Origin of the sequence: Curtobacterium sp. NPDC090223 (assembly GCF_044746585.1) — a bacterium.
In the GTDB taxonomy this organism is placed as follows: domain Bacteria; phylum Actinomycetota; class Actinomycetes; order Actinomycetales; family Microbacteriaceae; genus Curtobacterium.
This window is the reverse complement of record NZ_JBIVCN010000003.1, coordinates 518,875-536,721: the sequence shown is the minus strand read 5'-3', so window position 1 is coordinate 536,721 and position 17,847 is coordinate 518,875. Positions and strand designations below refer to the sequence as shown.

Sequence of the window (17,847 nt, the reverse complement as noted above, 5' to 3'; positions counted from 1 at the left end):
GGGCATCATCGTTCGACTTGCATGTGTTAAGCACGCCGCCAGCGTTCGTCCTGAGCCAGGATCAAACTCTCCGTAAAAAATTACAGACCCAACACTCGAAAGTGTCAGACCGAGTTGATCTTGACTGTTGACTGTCTACTGACAATCTTCAATCCAAAAGGAATTGTCTCCGGACGCCCCACAAAATGAGACGCCACGGGGTCAATAAATTGGCATTGACAATGTGCACGCTGTTGAGTTCTCAAGGACCAGACGCGCCGAGCTTCTTCTCCCCTGAGGGAATGCCCGCTCGGGCAACTTCGGTACTGTACCACTACTTCAGTGGCGGTCGAATCGACCGGCTTCATTGGAGTGGGTGGTCCCGCTTGAGGTCGGCGTGGTCGGACTGCATCGCTCGGGGCTTTCGCTCCGGGTGACCGTCTCGGCTTCTCCGCCGCACCTTTGGGGTGACGAGTAAGAACTCTACGGGCGATCGGCGGATCGGGCAAACCGAGCGCGCACGACGGCGTGTCGCCCGGAACGACGGGGATCGACCGCCGGGGACGACGAAGGACCCGCCATCCGGGTGGATGACGGGCCCTTCGGGAACTGCGAGAGGAATGCTCAGTGACGTGCGATCACGGGGTTCTTCAACGTGCCGATACCCGAGATCGTGACCTCGACGACCTCGCCGTCGCGGATCTCCCCCACGCCGGACGGGGTGCCGGTCAGGATGACGTCCCCGGGCAGGAGCGTCCAGATCGACGACACGAACTCGATGAGCGACGGGATGTCGTGCACCATCTCGCTCGTGGATGCGACCTGGCGCAGGTCACCGTCCACGCGGGTCTCGAGGCGGATGTCCGACGGGTCGATCTCGGTCTCGATGACCGGACCGAGCGGGCAGAACGTGTCGAAGCCCTTCGCCCGGGTCCACTGGCCGTCCCGGGCCTGCAGGTCACGGGCGGTCACGTCGTTCGCGATCGTGTACCCGAGGATCACGCTCGCGAAGTCCTCGCGCTTGACGTTCTTCGCGAGGGAGCCGATCACGATGGCGAGTTCGCCCTCGTGGTCGACGCGGCCGATGCCCTCGGGCAGGCGGATGGGGTCGTCCGGGCCGATCACCGAGGTGTTCGGCTTGAGGAACACCACCGGGTCGTCACTCGAGACGTCGTCCATCTCGGCCGCGTGCTCGGCGTAGTTGAGCCCGACACCGATCACCTTGGACCGCGGGATCACCGGGGCCAGGAGCTTCGCCTCGGACAGGGGCACCCGCTCCCCCGTGGTCTCGAACCCCTGGTACATCGGGTCCCCCGCGAGCACCACCAGAGCGCGCTCGTCGAGGATGCCGTACCGGGGGTCTTCACCCTTGCTGCTGAACCGTGCGATCTTCACCGTTCGACCCTACCGACGCCGCGGCCCGGATCAGGACGCGTCGGTCAGCTTGGTCATCCACCCGTGCGGGTCGGGACGACGGCCGGACTGGATGTCGGTGAGCTCGGCGCGCAGGGACATCGTCAGCTCGCCGGCGCCCACGGTCGGCGAGCCGATCGTGAAGCCGTCGCCGCGGAGTTCCGCGATCGGGGTCACCACGGCGGCGGTCCCGCACGCGAAGGCCTCGGTGATGGAGCCGTCCGCGACGCCGTCCCGCCACTCGTCGAGGGTCACGCGGCGCCGCTCGACCCGCAGGCCGCGGTCCTCCGCGAGCTGCAGGATCGAGTCACGGGTGATGCCCTCGAGGATGGACGGGGAGTCCGGGGTGACGAGCGTGCCGTCGGACTTCACGAGCACGACGTTCATGCCGCCGAGCTCCTCGAGGTACCTGCCCTCTTCCGAGTCGAGGAACATCACCTGCTGGCAGCCGTGCTCGTACGCCTCTTGCTGCGGGAGCAGCGACGCGGCGTAGTTGCCACCGGTCTTGGCCGCACCGGTGCCGCCACGGCCCGCGCGGGCGTAGTTCGACGACAGCCAGATGGACACCGGCTTCGGCCCGGAGGTGAAGTACGCGCCGGCCGGGCTCGCGATGCAGTGGTACGCGACCGCCTGGGCGGCACGGACGCCGAGGAACGACTCCGTCGCGATCATGAACGGCCGCAGGTAGAGGCTGGTCTCCGGGGCCGACGGCACCCAGTCCACGTCGGTCTGCACGAGCTGGCGGATCGACTCGACGAAGACCTCCACCGGGAGCTCGGGCAGCGCCAGGCGTCGGGCCGACCGCTGGAACCGACGGGCGTTCGCGTCCGGGCGGAACGTCCACACCGAGCCGTCCGCGTGCCGGTAGGCCTTCAGCCCCTCGAAGATCTCCTGCGCGTAGTGGAGCACGCTGGCGCTGGGGTCGAGCGAGAGCGGCCCGTACGGGTGGATGGAGGCGTCGTGCCACCCGGCGTCGATCGTCCACTCCACCGTGGCCATGTGGTCCGTGAAGTGCTTGCCGAACCCGGGGTCCGCCAGGATGGCGTCCCGCTCGGCCTCGGCTCGGCGCTCGGGGGACGGGGTGGTTGAGAACTCGAGTCCGAAGACGGTGTCGGTGCTCATCGGTGTGGCTCCCTTTCAGGCGGTGGTGGTGCGCGCGGTGGCCGCGGCGGCGATGGCGTCGCCGATCTCGGCCGTGCGTCGCTGCGATGTGCCCCGGTCAGCCAGGTCCGCTTCGACGGCCCGTGTCACCGCCGTCGCCAGGTCCCCGCGACCGATGTGGTCGAGGAGGAGGGCGACGGAGAGGATGGCGGCCGTCGGATCGGCCTTCTGCTGACCCGCGATGTCCGGCGCGGATCCGTGCACCGGCTCGAACATGCTGGGGAAGGTGCCGTCCGGGTTGATGTTGCCCGAGGCTGCCAGACCGATGCCGCCGCTGATCGCGCCGGCCAGGTCGGTGATGATGTCGCCGAAGAGGTTGTCGGTGACGATGACGTCGAACCTAGCAGGCTCGCGCACCATGTGGATGGTGACCGCGTCGACGTGCTGGTAGTCCACGGTGACGTCGGGGTACTCCTGCCCGACGGCCGCCACCGTCCGCTGCCAGAGCGCCCCGGCGTTCACGAGCACGTTGCTCTTGTGCACGAGCGTCAGGTGCTTCCGCGGACGCCGGTTCGCCAGGTCGAAGGCGTACCGGACGGTGCGCTCCACCCCGTAGGCGGTGTTCAGCGAGACCTCGGTCGCGATCTCGTGCGGGGTGCCGACGCGGATCGCGCCGCCGTTGCCGACGTACGGCCCCTCGGTGCCTTCGCGGATGACGACGAAGTCGACGTCCCCGGGCGACGCGAGCGGCGTCACCACGGAGTCGTAGACCTTCGTCGGACGCAGGTTGACGTAGTGGTCGAACGCGAACCGCAGCTTCAGCAGCAGCCCGCGCTCGATGATCCCGCCGGCCAGGCGCGGGTCGCGGGGGTCCCCGCCGACCGCGCCGAGCAGGATCGCGTCGTGCGACGCCACGGCCGCCATGTCGTCGTCGGTCAGGATGTCGCCGGTCTCGAGGTACCGGTTGGCCCCGAGCGAGAACGGCGTCTCCTCGATCACGAGGTCGTCCGGGGTGACGGCGTGCAGGACCTTGAGGGCCTCGTCGACCACCTCGGGGCCGATGCCGTCACCGCGGATGACCGCCAGCTTGAGCGTCCGCGTCATGAGTGCTCCCCTACAGCGTGATGTCGATCTCGCGGAGCGAGGAGGCGTCGATCGTCGAGCGGACGTGCTCGAGGATCTCCGCGGGCACCGGCGAGTCGACGGTCAGGACGCTGAGGGCCTGTCCGCCTGCCGAGTGCCGGGCGATCTGCATGGCGGCGATGTTGATCCCGGCCTCGCCGAACTCCTTGCCGTAGACCGCCACGATGCCCGGGCGGTCCGTGTAGTCCATGACCACGTGGTGCTTGTCGAGGGCGACCTCGACGTCGTAGCCGTTGATCTCGACGAGCTTCTCGACCTGCTTCGGGCCGGTGAGCGTGCCCGAGACGCTGATCGCCGGGCCGTCCGACTGGGCGCCGCGGATCGTCAGGACGTTGCGGTACTCCGGGCTGTCCGAGTCGGTGATGAGCCGGACGCTGACCCCGCGCTGCTCCGCGATGAGCGGGGCGTTGACGTAGGAGACCTGGTCGCTGACGACGTCGGTGAAGACGCCCTTCAGCGCCGCGAGCTTGAGCACGCTGACGTCGAACTCGGCGAGCTCGCCGTGGACCTCGACGTCGATGCTGGTGACCGGCGAGGTGGCGAGGGCCGTGAAGACCTGGCCGAGCTTCTCGACCAGCGGGATGCCCGGGCGGACGTACGGGTCGATGACGCCACCGGCGACGTTGACCGCGTCCGGGACGAGTTCGCCGCCGAGGGCGAGGCGCACGGACTTGGCGACCGAGACGCCCGCCTTCTCCTGTGCTTCGTCGGTGGAGGCACCGAGGTGCGGCGTCACGACGACGTTCGGCAGGGACACCAGCGGCGAGTCCGTCGGGGGCTCGGACACGAAGACGTCGAGGCCGGCGCCGGCGATCTGGTTGCTGGTGAGCGCACGGTGCAGCGCGTCTTCGTCGATGAGGCCACCGCGGGCGACGTTGACGACGAACGCGGTCGGCTTCATGATCGCGAACTGCTCGTCCGAGATCATGCCGAGGGTCTCCGGCGTCTTCGGCATGTGGATCGTGACGAAGTCGGCGCGCCGCAGCAGGTCGTCGAGGGAGACGAGCTCCACCCCGAGCTGCTGCGCGCGGGCCGTGGTGACGTACGGGTCGTACGCGATGACCGAGACGCCGAAGGCCTGCAGGCGCTGGGTGATCAGGGCGCCGATGCGGCCGAGGCCGATGATGCCGACGGTCTTCTCGTAGAGCTCGACACCGGTGTACGCGGAGCGCTTCCAGGCGCCGGCCGCGAGCGACGCGTGGGCCGCCGGGATGTGCCGCGCGAGCGACAGGATGTGCCCGACCGTGAGCTCGGCCGCCGAGATGATGTTCGACGTCGGGGCGTTGACCACCATCACGCCGGCCGTGGTGGCCGCCTTGATGTCGACGTTGTCGAGGCCGACGCCCGCACGGGCGACGACCTTGAGGTTCGGTGCTGCGGCGATCGCTTCGGCGTCGACCTTGGTGGCGGAACGCACCAGGATGGCGTGCGCGTCGGCGAGGGAGGCCAGGAGGGCGGGGCGGTCGGTGCCGTCCACGTTCCGGATCTCGAAGTCGGGCCCGAGGGCGTCGACTGTGGCGGGCGAGAGTTCTTCGGCGATCAGGACGACCGGCTTCGGCACAGCTGCTGTTTCCTCACACGAGACGGGCGGTATCCCACCATCGTATCGACGCGAGCAGGCGGTTACGACCGGAACGGTCGCTCTGTGGAGAACCACATGACGGACAGGAGGCCCGGTGCCAGCTGGCACCGGGCCTCCTGTCCGGCTCGTGGTCGGGTCAGGAGCCGATGCGCAGTGTCGAGGACACGTACTGCAGGAGCGTGAACCAGAGCGCGGAGACCGCGCAGAGCGCGGCGATGAACACCACGATCGTGCGGACGAGCTCCATCCGCCGGGACACGAGCCACGCGGCGACGAACGCCGCCGGCGCGATCGCCACGTCGAGGACGAGTGCCGGCCACGGTGTGGAGGTCTCGAGGCCCGAGCCGCCGTTCTTCCGGACGAACTCGTTGAAGGCGGACACCGACTGGGTCACGCCGACCAGGTTGCCGACGGCCTGCCAGGTGACGTACGCCAGGCACACGGCGGCGACGACCCAGACGACGACCTTGCCGACGGTGACGACGCGCGACCGCTCGGCGACGTCGGCGCTCACCCGAAGCTCCTGGTCAGGATGAAGGGCCACGGGATGAGGACGATCGCCCCCACGAGCAACCAGATGAACTTCGTGCGGTTGCGGGTGCCCTGGCCGAGCCAGAGGGTCGCGGCGAACCAGAACGCCGGCGCCATGATCGCGAGGACGCGCATGATCTCGGACGCGATGCCCGCGACGCCCGTGCCGGTGACCGTCAGGAGGCTCGCGCTGACGAGCCAGGCGACCGTGTACAGCAGGTAGACACCGCCGAAGACGCCCATGCCGACGAGCGCACCGGAGCCGAGCGGCTCGTCGGTGTCGTGCTCGCGACGCGCCTTGACGCGGACGGGGTTGTGGGCCGCGTCGACGTGGGTGGCGTCGTCCGCGTCGTCCCAGGAGAGGGCGGCTTCGTCGTCGTGGTCGACGGCGCCGTCCGGCGGGGACGCCGCGGCGCCGTCGTGTGCGGGAGGTGCCGGGGTCATGCCCTCGATTCTACGAGAGCACGGCGCGACGCGAGACCGCGAGGGTGCTCAGGCGTCGGCAGCCTGGGACTCGAGGACCTCGGCGACGACGTCGCGGACCGCGGGGAAGAGCGGGTGGCTCTCCATCAGGCCGGTGAGGATCTCGGTGAGTGCGTGCGCGGTCGCGCCGGACCGCAGGAGCGCGTGCAGCTCGATCGACTCGGGGTCGTCCTGGTCGTCGAACGCCAGGGCGACGCGGATCGCGCCGACGAGGTGCTCGACGGGCATCCCACGCTCGGCGAGCTGCGCGGCGGGGCCCACGAAGCGTTCGCGGCGCCCGAGCTTGCGGAGCGGGTTGCGGCCGACGCGGACGGTGGTGTCGGGCAGGTGCGGGTTCGCGATCCGGGAGAGGTTCGCGGCGACGTAGCGCGCGTGCTCCTCCGGGTCGAAGCCGTGCTTGGCGACGAGGAGCTCGGTGGTCTCCGCGAGGACGCCGTCCACCTCGGCGCGGACGGCGGTGTCCTCGAGGGCTTCACGGATGAGCCGGATCCCGCGGACGTAGCCGTGGTAGGCGGCCGTCGCGTGCGCGGTGTTGACGGTGTAGAGCTTGCGTTCGACGAACGGCTGCAGGTCGTCGACCCAGGTGACGCCGTCGATCTCCGGCGGTTCGGTGTCGGAGGTCGCGAACGGCGTGCGCTCGATGACCCACTCGTAGAAGGGCTCGAGCACGACGTCGAGGCCGCCGGACTGGCCGAGGACGCCGGACTGGTCCGGGACGATGCGGTCGATCGCGCAGTTCGCGAAGACCGCGGCGATGTCGCGGTCCTCGAGGATGGGCGCACGGCGGATGCTGGCGTGCAGCGAGTCCGTGGCGTTGTAGGCGTTCTCGCACGCCACGATCGTGACGTCGCCGCGCTCGAGCGGACGGGCGGCGAGGCCCTCCGCGATCACGGGGGCGACGAGGGGCAGCGTGCGTGCGCCGACGGCCGTGGTGACGACGTCCGCTTCCGCGATGGCCTGGATCACGCGCTCGCGGTCGGTCTTGCTGCTGAGGGCGCTGAAGCCGTAGACCAGGTGCTCGATCGGCATCTCGCCGACCTCGTGCACGACGAACTTGCCGGCCTCGTTGAGGGCCGCGACCACACGCTCGTCGACGTCGACGAAGGTCAGCTCGTAGCCGCTCGCCACGAGGAACTGGCCCACGAAGCCGCGCCCGATCTTGCCGGCGCCGATGTGGACCGCTCGCTTCGTCACCGCCATCCGACGATCATCCCATGCCGATCGGTACGGTTCTGCCACCTGGCGGGCGACGTGAGCGACGCCTGTCGCGCAACGTCCCGCGGGTCGCCGGAAGGACGCCTGTCCGCGGCGTCGGGGGTGGTGATGAGCTGCTTCATGTCGTTCGGGTCACATCGAGAGGCGGCGGTGCACGGGTGCACACCGCCGCCTCGTCGTCGAGTGGTCTCGGGAAGACTACCGCGCGGCGGAACCGTCGACGTAGTCGGAGTCCGACTGCTTCCACGCGAAGAGCTTGCGCAGCTCGCGGCCGGTCGCCTCGATCGGGTGGCCCTCGCCCTTCTCGCGCAGCGCCTTGAACTCGGGGGCACCGGCGTCCTGGTCGTCGATGAAGCGCTTCGCGAAGGTGCCGTCCTGGATGTCGGCGAGCACCGCCTTCATGTTCTCCTTGACCTCGGGCGAGATCACGCGGGGGCCGGAGACGTAGTCACCGAACTCGGCGGTGTCGGAGATCGACCAGCGCTGCTTCGTGAGGCCGCCCTCCCAGATCAGGTCGACGATGAGCTTGAGCTCGTGCAGGACCTCGAAGTAGGCGATCTGCGGCTGGTAGCCCGCCTCGACCAGGGTCTCGAAGCCGTACTGGATGAGCTGCGAGGTGCCACCGCAGAGGACGGCCTGCTCGCCGAACAGGTCGGTCTCGGTCTCCTCGGTGAAGGTGGTCTTGATGCCGCCGGAGCGGAGGCCACCGATCGCCTTGGAGTAGGACCACGCGAGGTCCCAGGCGCTGCCGGACGCGTCGACCTCGACGGCGACGATCACGGGGACGCCACGGCCGGCCTCGTACTCGCGACGGACGGTGTGTCCCGGGCCCTTCGGGGCGACGAGCGACACGTCGACACCCTCGGGGGCCTCGATGTACCCGTAGCGGATGTTGAAGCCGTGGCCGAAGACGAGCGTCGCGCCCTGCTTGAGGTTCGGCTCGATGTCGTCCTTGTAGACGATGCGCTGGACCTGGTCCGGCGCGAGGATCACGACGACGTCGGCCCACTTGGTGACCTCGGCCGGGGTGAGGACCTCGAAGCCGGCCTCTTCGGCCTTCTGGCGGCTCTTCGAGCCCTCCTTCAGGCCGATCTTGACCTCGACGCCGGAGTCGCGGAGGTTGAGGGCGTGGGCGTGGCCCTGCGAGCCGTAGCCGATGACCGCGACCTTCTTGGCCTGGATGAGGGTCAGGTCGGCGTCGGCGTCGTACACGATGTCAGTCACGGTGCGTGATCTCCTTGGTTGTGGTTCGTTCGGGGCCGGGTGGCGCTCAGCGCACCCGGTCGGTGATGCTCTTCGGTCCGCGGCCCATGCCGAGGAGACCCGCGCGGGCGAGCTCCTTGATGCCGTAGGGCTCGAGCACGCGGAGGATCGCCTGGATCTTGCCGGGGTCACCGGTCACCTCGACGATGAGCGAGTCGTTCGCGACGTCGACGACCTGAGCGCGGAACAGGTTCACTGCTTCGAGCACGGCCGAGCGGGTCTGGTTGTCGACACGGACCTTCACGAGCATGTGCTCGCGCTGGACCGACTGCGAGAAGTCGAGTTCGACGATCTTGATGACGTTGACGAGCTTGTTGAGCTGCTTCGTCACCTGTTCGAGCGGCAGGTCCTCGACGTCGACGACCACCGTGATGCGCGAGAGTCCCGCGACCTCGGTGTTGCCGACGGCGAGCGACTCGATGTTGAAGCCGCGTCGGGCGAAGAGCCCGGCGACGCGGGTCAGCAGGCCCGGCTTGTCCTCGACGAGGAGGGAGAGGACGTGGCTCATGCGGTTTCCCCCGTCATGTCGGCGTCCTCGTCGTCCCAGGTGGGCGCGAGGGCCTGGGCGTACTCGATGGACGAGTTGCTGACGCCCTGCGGGACCATCGGCCAGACCATCGAGTCGCGGCTCACGACGAAGTCGATCACCACGGGGCGGTCGTTCGTCTCGAGGGCGAGCTTGATGGCGGCGTCGACCTCGTCGGCCTTCTCGACCCGGATGCCGAGCGCCCCGTAGGCGTCGGCGAGCTTCACGAAGTCCGGCACGCGACGCGACGAGTGCCCGGTCTCGAGGTCGGTGAACGAGTGGCGGCCGTCGTAGAACAGCGTCTGCCACTGCCGCACCATGCCGAGCGACGAGTTGTTGATGATCGCGACCTTGATCGGGATGTCGTTGATGACGCAGGTCGCGAGTTCCTGGTTCGTCATCTGGAAGCAGCCGTCACCGTCGATCGCCCAGACCACGCGGTCCGGCTCGGCGACCTTGGCACCCATGGCAGCGGGGACCGAGTAGCCCATCGTGCCCGCGCCGCCGGAGTTCAGCCACGCGTTCGGACGCTCGTACTTGATGAACTGCGCCGACCACATCTGGTGCTGGCCGACACCGGAGGCGTAGACGGCCTCGGGGCCGGTGAGTTCGCCGATGCGCCGGATGATCGCCTGCGGGGCGAGGAGGCCGTCGGTGGGCTCGGCGTACCCGAGCGGGAAGTCGGTCTTGAGCTGGTGGAGCTTGGACCACCAGTCCGCGGTCGACGCGCGGTCCTCGGCGGGGATGCCGCCCCACGCGTCGAGCAGGTCGACCAGGACCTCGCGGGCGTCGCCCACGATCGGGACGTCGGCGAAGCGGATCTTCGAGATCTCGGCGGGGTCGATGTCGACGTGCACGACCTTGGCGTCCGGCGCGAACTCGTCGGCCTTCCCGGTCACGCGGTCGTCGAAGCGGGCACCGAGCGCCACGATGAGGTCGCTGTCCTGCAGACCGAGCACCGCCGGGACGGTGCCGTGCATGCCGGGCATGCCGAGGTGCTGCGGGTGCGAGTCGGGGAACGCGCCGCGCGCCATCAGCGTCGTCACGACCGGTGCGCCGGTGGCCTCGGCGAAGGCGAGGAGTTCGGCGGTCGCGCGGGAGCGGACCACGCCGCCGCCGACGTAGAGCACCGGACGCTCGGCCTCGGCCAGGAGCTGCGCGGCGGCGGTGATCTGCTTGCCGTGCGCCTTGGTCACCGGGCGGTAGCCGGGCAGGTCGATCTTGGGCGGCCACACGTACGGCGCCGACTTCTGCTGGGCGTCCTTCGTGATGTCCACCAGCACGGGGCCGGGGCGTCCGGTCGTCGCGATGAGGTGCGCCGCGGCGAGGGTCGCCGGCACGTCGGCCGGGTCGGTCACCAGGAACGAGTGCTTCGTGATCGGCATCGTGATGCCGACGATGTCGGCTTCCTGGAATGCGTCGGTGCCCATCAGCGTCGAGAACACCTGACCGGTGATCGCGATGAACGGCACCGAGTCCATGTAGGCGTCGGCGATCGCGGTGACGAGGTTCGTCGCACCGGGGCCGGACGTGGCGATCGCGACGCCGACCTTGCCGGACGCGGAGGCGTAGCCCTCGGCCGCGTGGCCGGCGCCCTGCTCGTGCCGGACCAGGATGTGCCGGATGGTCGTCGACGCCATGAGCTCGTCGTAGAAGGGGATGATGGCGCCGCCGGGCAGGCCGAAGACGTCGGTGATCCCGAGGTGCTCGAGCGTCCGCAGGACGGCTCCCGAGCCGGTCAGGACCTCCGGCGAACGACGCGCTCCGGTGGCCGCGGACAGCGGTGTGGCTTCCGTGGGCATGAAGGGTTCCTTGCCTTACGAGATGGCGATGGTGCGGTGTCGAACGCTAGCCCGTGACCGCGCCCTTGGCGGCGGACTGGACGAGCTTGGCGTACTTCGCGAGGACTCCGCGGGTGTAGCGCGGGGGCAGCGGTTCCCAGCCGTCACGGCGGGATTCCAGCTCGGCAGGGTCGACCAGTAGGTCGAGCGTGCGAGCCGCAATGTCGACACGGATGCGGTCGCCATCGCGCACGAAGGCGACTGGACCTGCGTCCACTGCCTCCGGTGCGATGTGGCCGATGCACAGGCCGGTTGTGCCGCCTGAGAATCTGCCGTCGGTCAACAGTAGTACATCCTTGCCCAGGCCCGCGCCCTTGATGGCCGCCGTGATGGCGAGCATCTCGCGCATGCCGGGGCCGCCCTTCGGGCCCTCGTACCGGATGACGACCACGTCGCCCTTCTGGATGCGCCCCTCGGTCAGAGCGTCCATCGCGGAGCGCTCGCGGTCGAACACCCGCGCCGGGCCCTCGAACACCGAGGCGTCGAAGCCCGCGGTCTTCACGACCGCTCCCTCCGGGGCGAACGAGCCCTGCAGGATGGTCAGGCCACCGGTCTCGTGGATCGGGTTGTCGAGCTTGCGGAAGACCTCGCCGTCGAGCTCCGGCGGGTCGATCTCGGCCAGGTTCTCCGCGACGGTCTTGCCGGTGACGGTCATGCACTCGCCGTGCAGGAGCCCGGCGTCGAGCAGCGCCTTCATGATCACCGGGATGCCGCCGTTGCGGTCGACGTCGACCATGACGTACTTGCCGAAGGGCTTCATGTCGGCCAGGTGCGGGACCTTGGAGCCGATGCGGTTGAAGTCGTCGAGGCTCAGCTCGACCTCGGCCTCGTGCGCGATCGCGAGCAGGTGCAGCACGACGTTGGTGGAGCCTCCGAGGGCCATCGCGACGGCGATCGCGTTCTCGAACGCCTCTTTCGTGAGGATCTGGCGCGCGGTGATGCCGTGCTTGAGCATGTTCACCACGGCCTCGCCGGAGCGGTGGGCGTAGTAGTCGCGGCGACGGTCGGCGCTGGGCGGCGCGGCCGAACCCGGGAGCGACATGCCGAGCGCCTCGGCGACCGAGGCCATCGTGTTCGCGGTGTACATGCCGCCGCAGGCGCCTTCGCCGGGGACGATCGCGCACTCGATCTTCTTGAGCTCTTCTTCGCTCATGGTGCCGGCCTTGCAGGCGCCGACGCCCTCGAAGGAGTCGATGATCGTGACTTCCTTCATCGTGCCGTCGGCCTGCTTCACGTAGCCCGGCATGACCGAGCCCGCGTAGAGGAAGACGCTCGCCAGGTCGAGGCGCGCGGCGGCCATCAGCATGCCGGGGAGCGACTTGTCGCAGCCGGCCAGCAGGACGGTGCCGTCGAGGCGCTCCGCGTTGACGACGGTCTCGACGCTGTCCGCGATGACCTCACGCGAGACGAGGGAGAAGTGCATGCCCTCGTGGCCCATCGAGATGCCGTCCGAGACGGAGATGGTGCCGAACTGGAGCGGGTAGCCGCCGCCGCCGTGGACGCCTTCCTTGGCGCCCTGGGCGAGCCGGTCCAGGCTCAGGTTGCAGGGGGTGATCTCGTTCCAGGACGAGGCGATGCCGATCTGCGGCTTCTCCCAGTCCTCGTCACCCATCCCGACGGCGCGCAGCATGCCACGCGAGGTGGTTGCTTCGATCCCGTCGGTGACGACTCGGCTACGCGGCTTGACGTCGATATCAGGCATGGAGCGAGTCTAGGACCGATTGGGATACCAGTCGTGCACCTTCATGCGTTCGCATCGGACTGGAGGCCGTGGTCACGTCCTCAACGCACCGCACGGAGGCGGGCCAACTGCTTCAGGACGTCGGTGAGCGCAGCGGGATCGCTCACCCGGTACCCCGCGAGCGTGTCGCCCTCCCCCACCTTCACGCCGACGTCGCCGGCACCGAGCACGCGGAAGGCGTCCTCGTCGGTGACGTCGTCGCCGGCGAAGAACACCGCGTCCGCGCCGCGGAGGTCCCGCAGGCGGGCGATGGCGTCGCCCTTCGTGACGTGCCGGACCGCGAACTCGACGATGTCCTTGCCGCCGCGCTCGAGCACGTCCGCGTCGGCGTCGTGCGCCGCCCGGCTCGCCGCCGCGTTCGCCTCGGCGGCGACCTCGGCGCTCACGCGACGGGTGTGCACACCGTGGCCGGCGGGCTTGTGCTCGATGACGACGCCGGGGAACCGGGCACCCACGTCGTCCAGGGCGGCACCGATCCGGGCGACCCGGGCCTGCTCGTCCTCGGTCAGGGCGGCTTCGTCGTGGCCGTCCACCCGCCACTCCACACCGTGCGAGCCGACGAGCGACATGTCGTCCGGGGCCTGCGTGACCCGCGCGAGACTGCCGAGCGGGCGGCCGGAGACCAGGACGACCTCGGTGTCCTTCGCGCGCTGCAGCGTCAGGACCGCGGCCCAGCTGCCCGGCAGGGCACCGACCTCGGACGGGTCGTCCGCGAACGGGGCCAGCGTGCCGTCGAAGTCCAGGGCGACCAGCAGGCGGTCGGCCGCAGCCAGGCCTGCCAGGGCCGTGTCGAGCTCTGGAGCCGTCGTCTCGTCGACGTTCGTGGTCTGGTCACGCATCACGGGCCTCCCGGGTGTCCTCAGCAGCACGCGCCTTCTGGGCGTCCTGGTCGAAGATCGACATGTTGTCGGTCTGTGCCTCGCGGTGGCGGTCCGCAGGATCCGTCGCCGACGGGTCGATGCGGGCGTTCCGCGGGGCGTGGCGGTCGAGCGCCTCGAGGAACGACCGCGACCAGCGGGCCACGTCGTTGTCCCGGACGCGCTTCCGGAGCGCACGCATCCGCGTGGAGCGCTCGCGACGGGGCATCTCGATGGCGCGCTCGATCGAGTCCTTGAGGGCGCCGATGTCGTGCGGGTTGATGATCACGGCCTGCTTCAGTTCGTCGGCGGCGCCGGCGAACTCGGAGAGGATCAGCACGCCGTCGTTGTCGAAGCGCGTGGCGACGTACTCCTTGGCGACCAGGTTCATCCCGTCGCGCAGTGCCGTGACGAGCATGATGTCCGCGGCGAGGTAGAGCGCGACCATCTCCTCGCGCGGGTAGCCGTGGTGCAGGTACGAGATCGGCTGGTGGCCGATCGTGCCGAGGTCGCCGTTGATCCGGCCGACGCTCAGCTCGATCTCGTCGCGCAGGGTCTTGTAGGTGTCGACGCGCTCGCGGCTCGGGCTCGCGACCTGCACCAGGGTGGCGTCCTCCACCTTGATGCGGCCGTCCTCGATGAGCTCGCCGAACGCCTTGATGCGGTGCCGGATGCCCTTGGTGTAGTCGAGCCGGTCCACGCCGAGCAGCACCGTCTTGGGGTTGCCGAGGCCCTCACGGATCTCGCGGGCACGCTCCTGGACCTCGGGCTTCCGCGCGATGTCCTCGAAGCTCTCGGCGTCGATCGAGATCGGGAAGTGCCTGGCCTCGACGTGGCGCACCGTGATGCCCTTGCGGCTGCGCGGCGCCTCGGGGTCGTCGACGGGGACGTCGATCGTGGTGCCCTTGGTCGTGTAGCCCTTGATGTGCCGCACGGCGCGCAGGAAGTCGCTGGCGTCGTCGTGGCGCTGGAAGCCGATCACGTCCGCGCCGAGCAGGCCGTCCAGGATCTGCGCACGCCACGGGAGCTGGGCGTAGATGCCGACCGGGGGGAACGGGATGTGGTTGAAGAAGCCGATCGTGACGTCCGGGCGGAGTTCGCGGAGGAGCGCCGGCACGAGCTGCAGCTGGTAGTCCTGCACCCAGACGATGCCGTCCTGCTCGGTGATCTCGGCGATCTGCTCCGCGAAGCGCTTGTTCACGCTCTTGTACGCGTTCCACCAGTCGCGGTGGTAGCTCGGGTGCTCGATGACGTCGTGGTAGAGCGGCCAGAGGGTGTCGTTGCTGAAGCCCTCGTAGTAGTCCTCGACGTCGGACGCGCTGAGCGGGACCGGGACGATGTGGATGCCCTCGTTGTCGAACGGCGCGACCTCGACGTCGGGCTGGCCGACCCAGCCGACCCAGGCGCCGTCGTTCGCGCGCATCACGGGCTCGAGTGCGGTGACCAGTCCGCCGGGCGAGTGACGCCAGCCCTCGTTGCCGTCCTCGTCGACGACACGGTCCACGGGGAGGCGGTTCGAGGCGACGACGAAGGAGTACTTGCTGGACGAACTGTGAGGTGCTGACACGCGTCGAAACTACCAGCGCGCCGACAGCGGATTCCCGGTGGATCCGCGGCTTCCCATATGCTGCATCCCGTGTCGGGGGGACACAGCGTGCCGGAGGGCGGTGCGCGGCTGCCCGGCCGGAGAGGAATCCGCCGTGAGCGACAACCCTGGCGTGTCTGGCCCGCCCGCACCTGGTCCTCGTCCTGGTTCGGGTCCTGGTGCCGCCGCTGGTTCTGGTCCGACTGATCCGTTCGGGCGGCTGCTCCGGTCGATCGGCGGCCGCGACTGGCTCGCCGCCGTGCTCGCGGGGGTCGGCGCCTGGGTCGCCGCGTACGTGGTCGCCGGGATCTCGCTGCTGCTGACGGTCGCCGTCGCCGCCGCCGGCGGATCAGGGGGCTCGTCGATCGGCGGCGCCACCCTGCCGGACTCCGGTTCCTCGCTCGGCAGCGCTGCGCCGGACGTGCAGAGCCTGCTCTCCGGGGTCAGCGTGCTGCTCGGTGCGCCGGCGCAGCTCGTCGCCCTCGCGGACTTCGGTCGCCTGCACCTCTCCGGCTCGATCCCGCTGCTCGGGGTCGCCGGGTCCGCCTCGCTCGGGTTCGTGCCCGCGCTGGTCCTGGCCGCCCAGGTCGTGCTCGCGGTGGTGCTCACCCGCCGCGTCCGCAGCCGGGCGCTCGGCACGTGGCAGCTCGTCGTCACGTCGGTCGTCACCGGACTGGTGCTGACGGCCTTCACCACGCTCGCCGGCCTCGTGCTCGCGATCCGCTTCCCGTCGTCGTCCGGTGTCGCGATCAGCGCGGTGCACGCGGTCGGCGTCGGCAGCGTCCTCGGCGCGTTCGTCGTCGGCGCGCTGTCCGCGTTCCTCGCGAGCCCGTCGGTCCTCGCCCGTGGCCGCGTGTTCGCCGCACGGGCCCTCGGCACGGCCCGGATCGCGGTGTTCCAGATCGGCACGGTCGTCGTGCTCGTCGCGGTCGTGCTGATCGTGGTCGCCCTGGTCGCGCAGCCGTCGTGGGGCGCCGCCCTGCCGCTCGTGATCGGCAACCTGTCGCTCGCCCTCGTGGGGCTCGGGTTCCTCGGCGGGGTCGGCGTCGCCGGTGCCGGTGGCCTCACGCAGACCGCATCGGTCTTCAGCGGGTCCTCCGGCTGGCTGTGGCTCGTCGTGCTCCTCGTCCTGGTCACCGCCGTCGCCGCCGGCCTCGCGCTCGCGGTCCGCCGGAACGACCGGACCCGCACCACGCTCGACTGTGTCGTCACGCCGGCCGTCTGGCTCGTCGCCGGCCTGGTCCTCTTCGTGCTGGGGACCGGTGTCTTCTCGTACAGCGCCACCGGGTCGAGTGCCGTCTCCGGCACCGGGTCGATGGGCGTCGCCCCGTGGACGCCGCTCGTGTTCGCACTGTGGGGCGGGGCGATCGAGGTCGTGGCGCGGTACCTGGCGCCGGTGCTCCTCCCCCGGCTCGGCGGCCGCGTGCTCCTGATGACGTCGCGGCTCGTCGGGTCGGACCCGCGGCCAGCGGTCGTGCCGACCTGGTCGTCCACAGCTGCCGCGGACGCGCCCGAGACGCCCGGGTCGTCCGGCGACGGCGCTCCGGGTGCCGGTGCTGCTGCGCCGTTCGTCCCGCCGGGCGCAGCCGCGCCGTTCGTCGGGGCCGGCACTCCCGCGCCGATGTCGCCGCGCGCCAAGAAGGTCCTGGTCCGCTCCCTCATCGCCGGCGGCGCCGTCGTCGTCGTGATCGTCGCCGGTGCCGTCACCACCGGCGTGCTCCGCTCGAACGTCTGGGGTCCGGCACCGACGGTCCGCTCGTACGTCGACGCCATCGCCCGCGGTGACGCCGCCACCGCGGAGGACATGAGCGAGGTGCCGGACGACGCCACGATGTTCGCCCCCGCCGTCCTGAAGAGCGCCGAGAACCGCCCGAGCGACGTCCGCGTCGGTCGTGTCACCACCGCCGGGGACCGCGCGACGGCGACGGTGAGCTACACCCAGGGCGGCAAGAACCGCTCCGGGCAGGTCGAGCTCCGCCGCACCGGGACGAGCTGGCTCGTGAAGGACGAGTGGCGCGTCACGACCCCGCTCGCCGACACCGTGTCGATCACCGCAGCGTCCGCGCTCGAGGGTGCACCGGTGAGCGTCGGGGGGAAGCGGGTCGGCACGATCACCGACGGGTCGTTCCGCTCGCTGGCGTACCCGGGTACCTACAGCGTGCGGGTCGGTGGGTCGAAGTACTTCACCGGCGGCACGAAGACGGTGTCGGTCGGGGCGTCCACCAGCCCCTACCTGGACTTCGAGCCGAAGGCGACGAAACAGCTCACCACGGACGCCGAGCGGTTCGTCACGGACCAGATCACCGCCTGTGCCGCCAAGACCGACGTCTCCGCCCTCGACGGGTGCCCCTGGTACGGCCCGTACGACGCCGACGGCGCCGTGCACTACCAGGTCAAGACGATGCCGAAGCTCAAGGTCGAGACCACGGTGTCCGGCAGCGTGCAGGTGACGAGCACCTCGGACGGCGTGATCGGCTACGACTACACGTCGTTCTTCGGGGACGCCGGGCACGACGAGGACTCGTTCGACGTCTACGAGTACCTGAAGGTCGAGGACGGCGAGCTCGTCGCCGGGTACTGAGCCGCG

At 70.0% G+C, this 17,847-nt stretch carries 14 protein-coding genes and 1 rRNA gene; 1 reads left to right on the top strand and 14 read right to left on the bottom strand.

The window, feature by feature from the left end; translation table 11 throughout:
* The 14 genes from ACIPJY_RS10010 to otsA all read right to left on the bottom strand — a co-directional run.
* Positions 1 to 77: ribosomal RNA gene (locus ACIPJY_RS10010) — 16S ribosomal RNA — on the bottom strand; the annotation flags it as partial.
* Positions 78 to 603: 526 nt separating this feature from the next.
* Positions 604 to 1,374, bottom strand: a complete 771-nt coding sequence (locus ACIPJY_RS10005) for a fumarylacetoacetate hydrolase family protein (RefSeq protein ID WP_400467036.1) — start codon at positions 1,372 to 1,374, stop codon at positions 604 to 606.
* Positions 1,375 to 1,404: 30 nt separating this feature from the next.
* Positions 1,405 to 2,514, bottom strand: a complete 1,110-nt coding sequence (locus ACIPJY_RS10000; protein WP_400467039.1) for a branched-chain amino acid aminotransferase — start codon at positions 2,512 to 2,514, stop codon at positions 1,405 to 1,407.
* A gap of 15 nt (positions 2,515 to 2,529) precedes the next feature.
* The gene (locus ACIPJY_RS09995; RefSeq protein WP_400467041.1) at positions 2,530 to 3,597 is read right to left on the bottom strand and encodes a 3-isopropylmalate dehydrogenase; all 1,068 of its coding nucleotides are present in this window, start codon (positions 3,595 to 3,597) and stop codon (positions 2,530 to 2,532) included.
* Positions 3,598 to 3,607: 10 nt separating this feature from the next.
* Complete coding sequence (serA, locus tag ACIPJY_RS09990; RefSeq protein WP_400467044.1) at positions 3,608 to 5,197, bottom strand: phosphoglycerate dehydrogenase; 1,590 nt, start codon at positions 5,195 to 5,197, stop codon at positions 3,608 to 3,610.
* Between the two features lie 157 nt (positions 5,198 to 5,354).
* Positions 5,355 to 5,732: a hypothetical protein gene (locus tag ACIPJY_RS09985; protein ID WP_400467047.1), complete on the bottom strand. Its 378-nt coding sequence runs from the start codon at positions 5,730 to 5,732 to the stop codon at positions 5,355 to 5,357.
* A complete protein-coding gene (locus tag ACIPJY_RS09980; protein ID WP_400467050.1) occupies positions 5,729 to 6,193 on the bottom strand; it encodes a hypothetical protein in 465 nt (154 codons plus the stop codon). The genes ACIPJY_RS09985 and ACIPJY_RS09980 overlap by 4 nt, the downstream gene beginning before the upstream one ends.
* Positions 6,194 to 6,241: 48 nt before the next feature.
* A complete protein-coding gene (locus ACIPJY_RS09975; RefSeq protein WP_400467053.1) occupies positions 6,242 to 7,432 on the bottom strand; it encodes a mannitol-1-phosphate 5-dehydrogenase in 1,191 nt (396 codons plus the stop codon).
* 213 nt (positions 7,433 to 7,645) lie between these two features.
* A complete protein-coding gene (gene ilvC, locus ACIPJY_RS09970; protein ID WP_400467056.1) occupies positions 7,646 to 8,671 on the bottom strand; it encodes a ketol-acid reductoisomerase in 1,026 nt (341 codons plus the stop codon).
* A 46-nt stretch (positions 8,672 to 8,717) separates the two neighbouring features.
* Positions 8,718 to 9,218 carry an acetolactate synthase small subunit gene (ilvN, locus tag ACIPJY_RS09965; protein ID WP_144763790.1) on the bottom strand — a complete coding sequence of 167 codons (501 nt, stop codon included), beginning with the start codon at positions 9,216 to 9,218 and terminating at the stop codon, positions 8,718 to 8,720.
* Entirely contained in the window at positions 9,215 to 11,038 is a 1,824-nt protein-coding gene (locus tag ACIPJY_RS09960) for an acetolactate synthase large subunit (protein WP_400467059.1), read from the bottom strand. Before ACIPJY_RS09960 ends, ilvN begins: the two co-directional genes overlap by 4 nt.
* 46 nt (positions 11,039 to 11,084) lie before the next feature.
* Positions 11,085 to 12,779 carry a dihydroxy-acid dehydratase gene (ilvD, locus tag ACIPJY_RS09955; RefSeq protein WP_400467062.1) on the bottom strand — a complete coding sequence of 565 codons (1,695 nt, stop codon included), beginning with the start codon at positions 12,777 to 12,779 and terminating at the stop codon, positions 11,085 to 11,087.
* A gap of 80 nt (positions 12,780 to 12,859) precedes the next feature.
* On the bottom strand, positions 12,860 to 13,657 hold the full coding sequence (gene otsB, locus ACIPJY_RS09950; protein ID WP_400467065.1) for a trehalose-phosphatase: 798 nt from the start codon (positions 13,655 to 13,657) through the stop codon (positions 12,860 to 12,862).
* On the bottom strand, positions 13,650 to 15,242 hold the full coding sequence (gene otsA, locus ACIPJY_RS09945) for an alpha,alpha-trehalose-phosphate synthase (UDP-forming) (protein ID WP_400467068.1): 1,593 nt from the start codon (positions 15,240 to 15,242) through the stop codon (positions 13,650 to 13,652). The genes otsB and otsA overlap by 8 nt, the downstream gene beginning before the upstream one ends.
* 133 nt (positions 15,243 to 15,375) lie before the next feature.
* Here otsA and ACIPJY_RS09940 point away from each other — a divergent pair, with 133 nt between their 5' ends.
* On the top strand, positions 15,376 to 17,841 hold the full coding sequence (locus tag ACIPJY_RS09940) for a hypothetical protein (protein WP_400467071.1): 2,466 nt from the start codon (positions 15,376 to 15,378) through the stop codon (positions 17,839 to 17,841).
* The last annotated feature ends 6 nt before the right edge of the window (positions 17,842 to 17,847 follow it).

Bases quoted from the DNA above. Each gene is read 5' to 3' on its own strand.
- ACIPJY_RS10000 (WP_400467039.1), bottom strand. From the start codon at position 2,514: ATGAGCACCGACACCGTCTTCGGACTCGAGTTCTCAACCACCCCGTCC.
- ACIPJY_RS09995 (WP_400467041.1), bottom strand. From the start codon at position 3,597: ATGACGCGGACGCTCAAGCTGGCGGTCATCCGCGGTGACGGCATCGGC.
- ACIPJY_RS09980 (WP_400467050.1), bottom strand. From the start codon at position 6,193: ATGACCCCGGCACCTCCCGCACACGACGGCGCCGCGGCGTCCCCGCCG.
- ACIPJY_RS09975 (WP_400467053.1), bottom strand. From the start codon at position 7,432: ATGGCGGTGACGAAGCGAGCGGTCCACATCGGCGCCGGCAAGATCGGG.
- ilvN (WP_144763790.1), bottom strand. From the start codon at position 9,218: ATGAGCCACGTCCTCTCCCTCCTCGTCGAGGACAAGCCGGGCCTGCTG.
- ACIPJY_RS09960 (WP_400467059.1), bottom strand. From the start codon at position 11,038: ATGCCCACGGAAGCCACACCGCTGTCCGCGGCCACCGGAGCGCGTCGT.
- ilvD (WP_400467062.1), bottom strand. From the start codon at position 12,779: ATGCCTGATATCGACGTCAAGCCGCGTAGCCGAGTCGTCACCGACGGG.
- otsB (WP_400467065.1), bottom strand. From the start codon at position 13,657: ATGCGTGACCAGACCACGAACGTCGACGAGACGACGGCTCCAGAGCTC.